This is a genomic window from Methylophaga sp. UBA1464, from assembly GCF_002325665.1.
Classification (GTDB): Bacteria; Pseudomonadota; Gammaproteobacteria; order Nitrosococcales; family Methylophagaceae; genus Methylophaga.
This window is the reverse complement of record NZ_DCSO01000098.1, coordinates 12,419-20,623: the sequence shown is the minus strand read 5'-3', so window position 1 is coordinate 20,623 and position 8,205 is coordinate 12,419. Positions and strand designations below refer to the sequence as shown.

General features: G+C 44.6%; 7 protein-coding genes and 2 pseudogenes. 7 read left to right on the top strand and 2 right to left on the bottom strand.

Annotated elements, in window-relative coordinates; translation table 11 throughout:
• Nucleotides 1-289: pseudogene (locus B3O33_RS13530) on the bottom strand (N-acetyltransferase); the annotation flags it as partial.
• Between the two features lie 10 nt (nucleotides 290-299).
• Entirely contained in the window at nucleotides 300-2,072 is a 1,773-nt protein-coding gene (locus B3O33_RS13525) for an SLC13 family permease (protein WP_292359828.1), read from the bottom strand.
• Between the two features lie 391 nt (nucleotides 2,073-2,463).
• Between B3O33_RS13525 and B3O33_RS13520 the strand changes: the two genes are divergently transcribed.
• From B3O33_RS13520 to B3O33_RS13490, 7 genes and pseudogenes are all read left to right on the top strand, one after another.
• Nucleotides 2,464-3,825, top strand: a complete 1,362-nt coding sequence (locus B3O33_RS13520) for an OprO/OprP family phosphate-selective porin (RefSeq protein ID WP_292359826.1) — start codon at nucleotides 2,464-2,466, stop codon at nucleotides 3,823-3,825.
• Nucleotides 3,826-3,863: 38 nt separating this feature from the next.
• Nucleotides 3,864-4,877, top strand: coding sequence for a sulfate ABC transporter substrate-binding protein (locus B3O33_RS13515; protein WP_292359824.1), 1,014 nt, complete (start codon nucleotides 3,864-3,866; stop codon nucleotides 4,875-4,877).
• Nucleotides 4,878-4,940: 63 nt separating this feature from the next.
• Nucleotides 4,941-5,165 (top strand): TOBE domain-containing protein, encoded by a 225-nt coding sequence (locus B3O33_RS13510; protein WP_292359822.1) that lies wholly within the window; start codon nucleotides 4,941-4,943, stop codon nucleotides 5,163-5,165.
• 23 nt (nucleotides 5,166-5,188) lie between these two features.
• Nucleotides 5,189-5,875 carry an RBBP9/YdeN family alpha/beta hydrolase gene (locus tag B3O33_RS13505; RefSeq protein ID WP_292359820.1) on the top strand — a complete coding sequence of 229 codons (687 nt, stop codon included), beginning with the start codon at nucleotides 5,189-5,191 and terminating at the stop codon, nucleotides 5,873-5,875.
• A 29-nt stretch (nucleotides 5,876-5,904) separates the two neighbouring features.
• Nucleotides 5,905-6,537, top strand: a complete 633-nt coding sequence (locus B3O33_RS13500) for a peroxiredoxin (protein ID WP_292359818.1) — start codon at nucleotides 5,905-5,907, stop codon at nucleotides 6,535-6,537.
• A gap of 389 nt (nucleotides 6,538-6,926) precedes the next feature.
• Nucleotides 6,927-7,766 (top strand): sulfate ABC transporter permease subunit CysT, encoded by an 840-nt coding sequence (gene cysT / locus B3O33_RS13495; RefSeq protein ID WP_292359816.1) that lies wholly within the window; start codon nucleotides 6,927-6,929, stop codon nucleotides 7,764-7,766.
• Nucleotides 7,763-8,205, top strand: a pseudogene (locus B3O33_RS13490) (sulfate ABC transporter permease subunit CysW); the annotation flags it as partial. The gene cysT and the pseudogene B3O33_RS13490, both read left to right, overlap by 4 nt.

Here is an 8,205-nt window from a genome sequence, read left to right as displayed (position 1 = left end):
GGATTGCCAGTTGGGTGAGATAAAAATCAGCATCAGGTGCCTGTGGCCAGCAGTCAGTGTAATAACTGGCTGGTTGAACGCCCAATGCCACACAACCAATGAGCTGTGATTTTTGTTTGAGAACATAGACTGTTTTTTGCAGCAGATTTTGTTTGACGGATTGCTCATCATAAACATTCAGCCAATGCGACATACCTTGCTGATGCATATCTCTGGCACAGTGGTTTAATAGCGAAACAAGGTCCGGAATATCTATCTGACAAGCAAGCTGAATTTGTACGTTAACCATCTGCATAATGTCAGTTCAGTGGCCAGATCAGCATTATTACTGCAAGCGTTACTGCACCAATAAATAAATTCATTGGTATACCCACTTTTAAAAAGTCACGGAAATGATAGCCGCCCGGACCGTATACCATCAAATTGGTTTGGTAACCCAACGGCGTTGCAAAACTAGCTGAGGCCGCCATCATTATGGCAAAAACAAATGGCTCATTATGCAATCCTGCCTTTTCAGTAAGCTCAAGCACGATGGGTAACATTAACACGGCCGCTGCATTATTGGTGATCAACTCGGTCAGCACTGAAACGGCAATATAAGTCATTATCAACATCAACCAGGGTTGATTCTGACTGACCGAAACAATGCCTGTAGCCAAATAGTCTGCGACGCCGGTCTGTTGTAATGCCACACCCAAAGCAAACGATGCAGCAATGGTTAAAATAACCGTTAAATCCAGACTGCGTTCCGCCTGACTAACGGAGCAACAACCCGTTAATATCATTAGTGTTGCACCGATCAACGAGGCGTGGAGCATATCAATAAAACCGAATCCTGCAGCAGCCACCAAGCCTATCAAAATCACCCAGGCAAGAACCGCTTTATCGTGATTGGGTGATTCTTTACCCAAATCATTAATCAATAAAAAGTCTTTGTTGTAACGTTGTCGGCTGACAAAAGCGGGTCTGGCTTCCAATAATAGCGAGTCACCCGCTTTTAAAACAATATTGCTCAAATTGCCCACGATACGTTCACCATTTCTGGCGACAGCCATAATGACAGCACCATATCGTTGACGGAATTTTGCTTCACGAATGGTTTCGCCAATAGCCGCACAGTGCGGTGAAACAACAGCTTCTACCAGACTACGTTCAGGACGATCTGCAGAAAGGACTGTGCTTTCTGCATCAGAGGTTGAGGCGACAATACCTCTAATCCGCAACAAATCAGTAATGCCCTGAGTATCTCCGGCAAATACCAGACGATCACCACCTTGCAGACGCTGTTCAGGTGTGACCGCCGTTAATACTGTTCCATTACGTTCAATTTCCACCAGATAAACACTTTTCTGTTCACGTAAGCCCGCTTGTTGAATACTTTGCCCAACCAATGGCCCATTGGCCTCGACCATCACTTCCAGGGTGAACTCCCGTACATTTTCGAATGCATGACTTTTTCCAATATCCGGCAACCATTTAGGAAAAAACAACCACATAAAAATCAAGCCGCAGATAGCGACAGGCAACCCTATAATCGTGATCGAAAAAATAGAGAAACCGGCTTCACCGGTTAACGATTGATACTGACCGTTTAAGACCAAATTGGTACTGGTTCCAATTAACGTGAGTGTTCCGCCCAGAATAGCCGTATAACTCAAAGGAATCATGAGTTTTGATGGATTGATGTTTATCCGTTTACACCAGGCGAGCAGACCCGGAACCATGGTGGCAACCACAGGCGTGTTATTTAAAAATGCACTGAGAAAAACGACCGGGGTAAACATTCTCAGATAAGAGCCACGAATAGATTTTGGCGAGCCTAACAAGGATTTCACAAAAATATCCACGCCCCCTGAAGCATGCAAACCGGCGGCAACAATAAACATGGCGGCAACCGTAATCAAACCTGCATTACTGAATCCTGCCAATGCCTGTGGACCATTGAGAATACCGGTGGCTAACAACACTGTCATCGCCGTTATCATGGCGATATGAGGTCTCACTCGGCTAAATGTCAGCACCAGTAAGACCGATAAAGTAACGGCTATGGTAAACCAGCCTTGCCAACCCATTTTCTACCTCAAGCTATTTTTCAAAGTGCTAATAATGACAGGTTTATAAATAAGTGGAATTAATAAGAGGGAATATACATATATTTAAAAGCTATATGGAAAATGGCACTGCTTAGTTGGAAACAAAACTTAAAGGTCATTATCCACTTGTATGAAAGGAGAAAAATCATCTGCATTTTTTATTTGCTAGCGCCCAATCAAATTCACCGAAGCTGAAAAGCTTGCTGAAAAAGTATCTGCACTGTTTTTTTTAACAGATAAAATCATAGCTGAATGCTCAATTTTACTTGCTTAACAAGATAATGAATAAACAATCCTTTTTTACTTGGTTCGCTTTATAACCCTGTCTTTCTACTATCTGCCTGCACTTCACAAAAACAGGAGATAGACAGTGTCATTCAAACTTAAACCTTTAACACAGCATTTGCTGCTGGCCGGATTGATAAGCATCTCGCCGTTAGCGGCACAGGCGGCTGATAATGATGCCGATGCGCGCATCGAAAAGCTCGAACAGCAAGTGAATTTGCTGCTGGAAAAACTTGAGCAGCAAAATGTACAACTTAACCAACAACAAGAAGATATTCAAGCTACTAAAGCAGTAACTAAAAATGCAGTAATCACCAAAACTAATGGACGAAGTCTGTCATTTGAGTCGGCTGATGGTGATTTCAATGCACAAATTGGTGGCCGTATCCAAGCTGATGCTGCTTTTTATGATAGTGAAATCCCAAGTGGTGATGGTACTGATTTTCGACGTTTGTTTGTCGATTTACGTGGTACCGTCTACAAAGATTGGGACTATCGCTTTCAATACGACTTTGCCCGTCCCAATGGCAGTAGTTCAACACGCGGTGTCAGAGATGCCTACTTCAAATATACCGGGCTCAATATTGGCAATATCACCGTTGGTCAGTTCAAGGCGCCATTTGGCCTTGAGCATCTGACCAGCAGCCTCAATAGTACTTTCCTCGAACGCGGCCTCAACCATGTGTTTACCCCTGACAGGCGTATCGGTGTCGGTTTTGATACCGCAAGCGATAACTGGACGTTTGCCGTGGGTGGGTTTGGCGGTCCGGCAGAAGAAAGTGAAGATAACTCCAATAATGATTCAGATGAAGGCTGGAATCTGATTGGTCGTCTGACCGCGACACCGGTTAAAACCGACAACGGCTTTATTCACCTTGGTTTGGCGGCACGTCAGAACTGGGCACAGGATACTGATGGCAGTGTTCGTTTTCGCGAGCGGCCTGAAGTACGCCTGGATGGTGCCCGTTTAGTGGATACCGGCAATATTGCCGGGGTTGATGATTCACAGTCTTATGGGCTTGAGTTTGCCACTGTTTATGGACCTTTTTCCGTACAAAGTGAATTCATTCAAACCAAGCTGAAACGAGATGGTGCGTCTGACCTGGATTTTGATGGCTGGTACGCCTACGCCAGTTATTTCCTGACCGGCGAATCACGTGCTTACAAAAATGGCATCTTTGATCGCACTAAACCTAAATCGCCAGTGGGCAAAGGCGGCTACGGAGCCTGGGAGGTCGCTGCTCGCTACAGTACGCTGGATTTAAATGATGACACGTTAACAGGTGGAGAACTGGACAATGCCACTTTAGGTGTCAACTGGTATGCAACTGACAATATTCGGTTTGCCGCCAACTACGTCAAGGTACTGGACGTAGATCGCCCAGGCAATGCCAATGATGATCTCGATGGCGATATTTTTGCCGTACGGGCCCAGGTCGACTTTTAAAACTTAAATCTTAATCACGTAACTTTTTGGAGAAAAAAATGAAATTTAAAACAGTATTGAAAACCCTGCCTTTGGCATTGAGCCTGGCAATATTTTCGGCAAACACACTGGCAAAGGATATTGAAATCCTCAATGTTTCTTATGATCCGACTCGTGAGCTGTATCAAGAGTACAACCCAATTTTTGCTAAGTATTGGAAAGAAAAAACCGGTGACAACGTTAAGATACAACAATCTCATGGTGGTGCAGGCAAACAGGCGCGGGCCGTTATTGATGGCCTGGAAGCCGATGTTGTTACCTTGGCATTAGCCTATGACATTGATGCCATTGCCGAAAGAACCGGCAAAATTCCAGCGGATTGGCAGTCACGTCTCGAAAATAATAGTGCGCCGTATACTTCTACCATCGTTTTTCTGGTGCGTTCTGGCAACCCGAAAAACATCAAAGATTGGGATGACTTGGTCAAAGAGGGCGTGGAAGTTATCACACCTAACCCGAAAACATCAGGTGGCGCACGTTGGAACTATCTGGCGGCATGGGGCTTTGCTGAACAAAAGTATGGCAGTGCAGAAAAAGCCGAAGAGTTTGTCAGCAAAATCTATAAAAACGTCCCCGTTTTGGACTCTGGAGCACGTGGTTCAACTAACACCTTTGTGCAGCGTGGAATTGGTGATGTGTTTATTTCCTGGGAGAACGAAGCATTTCTAGCGATAAACGAATTGGGCAAAGATCAGTTTGAAATCATTGTTCCCTCGGTTTCAATTTTGGCAGAGCCACCAGTGACAGTTGTCGATGGTAATGCTGAAAAAAACGGAACACAACAAGTGGCTAAGGGCTATCTGGAGTATTTGTATTCACCGGTCGGCCAGGCTTTGGCAGCCAAACATTATTACCGCCCCTTTTCTCCAGAGCATGCTGATCCGCAGGATATTGCTCGCTTTCCACAAGTGAAAATCTTCACAATTGATGAAGCATTTGGGGGTTGGCAAAACGCCCAAAAGACTCATTTTAACGATGGCGGTGTGTTTGACAGTATCTATTCTGTTCAATAATAAAATCAGTAAATCCGGCCTGAAATGGTTCAGGCCGGACCTTAAAAAGTAAAGGAAATTATCATGACAATTAAAGCGATAAACAGTCGAAATCAATTTAAAGGCATTATCAAGCGAATAAAACGCGGTGATGTGGTCAGTGAAGTTGAAGTGGATACCGGTGCGGGTGTGATTACCTCGGTGGTGACAACGAGTTCTATTGATGACCTGGGTCTAAAGCCAGGGTTTGAAGTCATTGCTTTGTTTAAATCCACTGAAGTTGCTCTGGCAAGTTTTAGCAAAATATAAAAACAAAGCCGAGGAGAAGATCAATGAAAACCAAAATCTTAACTGTGCCAGGGTACCATGGCAGTGATGAAAATCACTGGCAGACATGGCTGGAGCAACAATTTCCTGACAGCGAACGGCTGACGGGTGTGAACTGGAAATCACCACGAATTTATCCCTGGGCAGAAGCGCTTGAGAAACAGCTTGATACTATGCCGGGGCAAGTGATTTTAGTCGCTCACAGTTTTGGTTGCCTGGTGAGTGCATTGATTGCTTCCTGGCGTCCCGAGAAAGTGGCAGGTGTTATTTTAGTCGCTCCAGCCGCACCACAGCGCTTTTCGCTTTATGGACCGATCACCGAAAACCAACAGAATTTACAAACCATAGCTGGCGCATTACCTGACCAACGTCTAAATACCTTAGGAGTACTAGTGGCCAGTAAAAATGACCCATGGATGTCAGTTGTTCAGGCTGATCAACTGAGTCGCGATTGGGGATTGGCCTTTTACAATGCAGGAAACGCCGGACATATAAATAGTGAGTCCGGTTATGGCGAATGGCCGTTAATTAAAGACTTTGTTTCAGCCATGCTGGAAGCTATTGAACCCTTACCTGGTGATGAGGTCTTTCAATTAAGTAGCTGGAACAGCTCTCGTAAACGTCTTATACCTAAAACATATTCAACAATCGGTTTAACAACGCAGCAAAGTGCATTTTTACAATACGCCTGATATGCAGGCTTGGATAATGGAGAATTAACATGTCAATTCGATTGGGTGATGAAGCCCCTGACTTTGAACAAGATTCAACAGAAGGGCGTATTCATTTTCATCATTGGTTAGGAAACAGCTGGGGCGTGTTATTTTCACACCCAGCCGATTTTACCCCAGTGTGTACAACAGAACTTGGTTTGACCTCCAAGTTAAAAGCCGAGTTTGACTCGAGAAATGTCAAGGCGTTGGCGTTATCGGTTGATCCAGTGGATAAGCATCACCAATGGATCGACGATATCAACGATACGCAAAATACCACGGTGAACTTTCCAATATTGGCCGATGCCGATCGAAAAGTATCTGAGCTTTACGACATGATTCACCCCAATGCCAGTGCGACTCTCACGGTACGATCATTATTTATCATCGATCCACAGAAAAAGGTCAGGTTAATCATTACCTATCCTGCCAGTACCGGACGGAATTTTAATGAAGTGTTGCGAGTAATTGATTCGCTGCAGTTAACCGATAATGAAAAAGTAGCGACGCCAGGTAATTGGCTGCCGGGCGACCGGGTGGTGATTGTGCTATCTCTGCAAGATGAAGCAGAACTTGCTAGTCGTTTCCCTCAGGGATATGAAGCCGTGCGACCTTACTTACGTTTTACAAAGTTAAAGTGATCTAATCTAGCTATAAATAGCTATTGCATTTGTGATATCAGCCAGTAGTTCTTATCGGACTACTGGCTTTTTATTATCTAAAACCAATAGCCAAAGCGCAGCAAAAATTGTTTTAGTTGCTAAAAGAGATATTTAAAGACAAAACATTAACTTTTTTAACTGATAAAAAAGCGATTGTTTTATCTAAGTTATTGTAAATTAAAATTAAAAAATCTAATCCAGTGCTATGCATAAGCTTTGCATATTTTGTTATTTCTCAGCATAAAAAAGCCTCTCTACACTTTGCGAACATCGTTTTGAGAAGGAATAGACATGTTACGCAACCCCATGAAACAGGCCACTCAGATCCTTGCCAGCGGTGCGTTAAACCGTGATGAAGGAAATGACTGATGGCCTCAATAAAATCATTTTCTGTTTTACCCGGTTTCGGTTTGTCGATGGGATTCACCCTGGTTTACCTGTCGCTGATTGTGCTGATTCCATTAAGTGCCGTATTTATTTTTACCAGCCAATTAACCTGGGCAGAATTTTGGGCGATTGTCACTGCGCCACGGGTCGTTGCTTCTTACAAACTTTCATTCGGTGCGTCATTAGCGGCAGCTGCCATTAATACTGTGTTTGGTCTGATGCTGGCATGGGTATTAGTTCGTTACTCGTTTCCGGGGAAGAAGATTGTCGATGCGTTGGTCGATTTGCCTTTTGCCTTACCTACGGCGGTTGCCGGTATTGCATTAACCGCTTTATATGCACCGAATGGCTGGTTAGGTCAGTTTATCCAAGGCTATCTGGGCATAAAAGTCGCCTTCGCGCCATTGGGCGTTTTGGTGGCATTGGTGTTTATTGGTTTGCCGTTTGTGGTTCGGACGGTACAGCCGGTATTGCAGGATCTGGAAACTGAACTGGAAGAGGCTGCCTCGAGCCTGGGCGCGAATCGCTGGCAGATTTTTCGTTATGTGCTGATGCCTATTCTACTGCCTGCGCTAATGACAGGGTTCGCTCTGGCATTTGCCCGTGCGGTCGGTGAATATGGCTCGGTTATTTTCATCGCTGGCAATATCCCGATGGTTTCGGAAATCACGCCGCTGATGATTATTACCAAACTGGAACAATACGACTATGCCGGTGCCACGGCGATTGCAGCGGTGATGCTGGTCGTGTCATTTGTGATGTTGCTAGTCATTAACGGCCTGCAATCTTGGGCTGGCAAACGAACAGGAAGGGATAAATGAGCCATACAATAATAGTGGATAACATTTCCAAGCATTCTGCCTGGGTTTCCCAGACAAAATTTGAAAAAAATGTAGCAACGCGGGAATCGAAGTGGATCAAATTCAGCATTATTAGTATCGCGCTGATTTTTTTTGGCTTGTTTTTAGTATTGCCCCTGGTCGCCGTATTTGCAGAGGCATTACGCAAAGGTGCGGGTGTTTACTGGCTGGCATTAACTGATGCGGATGCTTTATCAGCAGTCAGATTGACCTTGATAACGGCGTTGATTGCAGTGCCATTAAACCTGGTGTTTGGTGTAGCGGCCGCCTGGGCGATTGCCAAGTTTGAATTCAAAGGCAAGCAGTTGCTGATTACTTTTATCGATCTGCCTTTTTCCGTTTCACCTGTCATTGTGGGTTTAGTGTATGTGCTGGTTTTTGGTGTGAATGGCTGGTTTGG

What these genes read in the sequence shown, in the direction of transcription:
- B3O33_RS13525 (WP_292359828.1), bottom strand. Translation starts at nt 2,072, where the DNA reads ATGGGTTGGCAAGGCTGGTTTACCATAGCCGTTACTTTATCGGTCTTA.
- B3O33_RS13515 (WP_292359824.1), top strand. Translation starts at nt 3,864, where the DNA reads ATGAAATTTAAAACAGTATTGAAAACCCTGCCTTTGGCATTGAGCCTG.
- B3O33_RS13510 (WP_292359822.1), top strand. Translation starts at nt 4,941, where the DNA reads ATGACAATTAAAGCGATAAACAGTCGAAATCAATTTAAAGGCATTATC.
- B3O33_RS13505 (WP_292359820.1), top strand. Translation starts at nt 5,189, where the DNA reads ATGAAAACCAAAATCTTAACTGTGCCAGGGTACCATGGCAGTGATGAA.
- B3O33_RS13500 (WP_292359818.1), top strand. Translation starts at nt 5,905, where the DNA reads ATGTCAATTCGATTGGGTGATGAAGCCCCTGACTTTGAACAAGATTCA.
- cysT (WP_292359816.1), top strand. Translation starts at nt 6,927, where the DNA reads ATGGCCTCAATAAAATCATTTTCTGTTTTACCCGGTTTCGGTTTGTCG.